Consider the following 2,012-nt stretch of genomic DNA (forward strand, 5'->3'; position numbering starts at 1 on the left):
TGGATGAGGACCGGGCGCGCCGGGTTCTGGGCGGGCACGGTGGGGTGAAGACGACGGCGGATCTGTCCGATGTGCTGGGTGATCCGGCGGTGGCGGCGGTGGCGGTGGCGACGCCGGCGCGCACGCACGTGGAGGTGGCGCGGCCGGCGTTGGAGGCGGGCCGGCATGTGCTGGTGGAGAAGCCGCTGGCCGCGTCGTACGCGCAGGCGGAGTCGCTGGTCGGGTTGGCCGAGCAGCGGGGCCTGGTGTTGATGTGCGATCACACCTACTGCTACACCCCGGCGGTGCTGAAGATCCGGGAGATCGTGGGCACGGGGATGCTGGGCGACCTGCAGTTCTTCGACTCGGTGCGGATCAACCTGGGGCTGGTGCAGCGCGACGTGGACGTGTTGTGGGATCTGGCCCCGCACGACCTGTCGATCCTGGACTTCGTGCTGCCCGAGGGGGTGCGGCCGCAGGCGGTGGCCGCGCACGGCGCGGACCCGATCGGTGCCGGGAAGGCGTGTATCGCCTACCTCACGGTGCAGCTCAGCGGTGGGGCGATCGCGCACGCCCATGTGAACTGGTTGTCGCCGACGAAGGTGCGCACGACGATCATCGGGGGCTCGAAGCGGACCCTGGTGTGGGACGACCTGAACCCGGCGCAGCGGGTGTCGATCTTCGACCGTGGGGTGGATCTGGCCGGGCCGGACGAGATCGGCACCGACGAGCGGCGGGAGGCGGCGATCTCCTACCGCACCGGGGACATGGTCGCCCCGGCGCTGCCGGAGGGGGAGGCGCTGCGCGGGGTGATGTCCGAGTTCGCCGCGGCGATCCGCGAGCGGCGTCCGGCCGCCACCGACGGCCGGTCCGGGCTGCGGGTGCTGGATGTGTTGGAGGCGGCGTCGGCCAGCCTGGACTACCGGGGCGCGGTGGTGCCGCTGCGGAGCGCGCGATGACCCGGAGCGGCGACGGGGGGCGCGACCGATGACGCTGCAGCTGCCGGTGGAGACGGTGCCGCGGGAGCAGCGGCCGGGGCTGGCGACCGGCCGGCTGGTCCGGTTGATGCGCCGGTGTGTGACCGAGATGCGCATCGACCTGGCCGGCGCCGTGGTGCTCACCGAGGCCGCGACTGGCCCGTACGCGGTGACCCCGGTGCTGGCCGCGCTGGCCGGCGCGGACGAGGTGATCGGCATCACCGGCCCGTCCCGGCACGGCACGGTGGCCGAGGTCTGCGACCAGACCCTGGAGCTGGCCACCGCGGCCGGGGTCGCGGACCGGGTCGTGGTCACCACCGAGTCCGCGCACACCGTGATCGCCCGCGCCGACGTGGTCACCAACAGCGGGCACCTCCGCCCGATCGACCGGCACCTGGTGGCCTGCATGAAGCCGACCGCGGTGCTGCCGCTGATGTTCGAGGCCTGGGAGATCCAGGCCGGCCGGGTCGACCTGGACCTGGACGGGCTGCTGCGCCGCGGCATCCCGGTGGCCGGCACCAACGAACGACACCGGCTGGTCGACGTGTTCTCCTACCTGCCCACGATGGCGGTCAAGCTGCTGCTCGACGCCGGCACCGCGGTGCGCGGCACCCGGATCGCGCTGCTGTGCGACAACCCGTTCGCCCCCTACCTCGAGCACGGGCTGCGCGCCGCCGGCGCCACCGTGCGCCTGGCCACCAGCATCCTCGAGGTCGAGCCGGGGTTCGAACCGGACGTGGTGCTGGTCGCAATGCGGCCCCGCGGCACCCCGGTCATCGACCCCGGCCAGGGCGCCGCGCTCGCCGCCCGCTGGCCCGACACCATCACCACTCAGCTCTGGGGCGACCTGGACCGCGCCCTGCTCGACACCCTCGGCGTCAACTACTGGCCGCTCGAGGCACCCGCCACCGGCCACATGGCCGTCCTGCCCTCCGACATCGGACCCGAGCCGGTCGTCCGGCTGCAGGCCGGCGGCCTGAAGGTCGCCTCCGTGCTACGCAAACCCCCACACAACCGCGGCACCGACGACCTGGAGTTCCTCGACCCGCTCTGAGC

The 2,012-nt window shown here is 73.4% G+C and carries 2 protein-coding genes; both read left to right on the top strand.

All coding sequences use genetic code 11. The features are described from left to right. The coding region (locus VF468_28085; protein ID HEX5882144.1) for a Gfo/Idh/MocA family oxidoreductase at window positions 1-938 on the top strand (938 nt) is incomplete at its 5' end. A gap of 28 nt (window positions 939-966) precedes the next feature. Continuing rightward, window positions 967-2,010 carry a hypothetical protein gene (locus tag VF468_28090; protein HEX5882145.1) on the top strand — a complete coding sequence of 348 codons (1,044 nt, stop codon included), beginning with the start codon at window positions 967-969 and terminating at the stop codon, window positions 2,008-2,010. The last annotated feature ends 2 nt before the right edge of the window (window positions 2,011-2,012 follow it).

This window comes from Actinomycetota bacterium (assembly GCA_036280995.1).
Lineage (GTDB): Bacteria > Actinomycetota > CALGFH01 > CALGFH01 > CALGFH01 > CALGFH01.

What these genes read in the sequence shown, in the direction of transcription:
- VF468_28090 (HEX5882145.1), top strand. Translation starts at nt 967, where the DNA reads ATGACGCTGCAGCTGCCGGTGGAGACGGTGCCGCGGGAGCAGCGGCCG.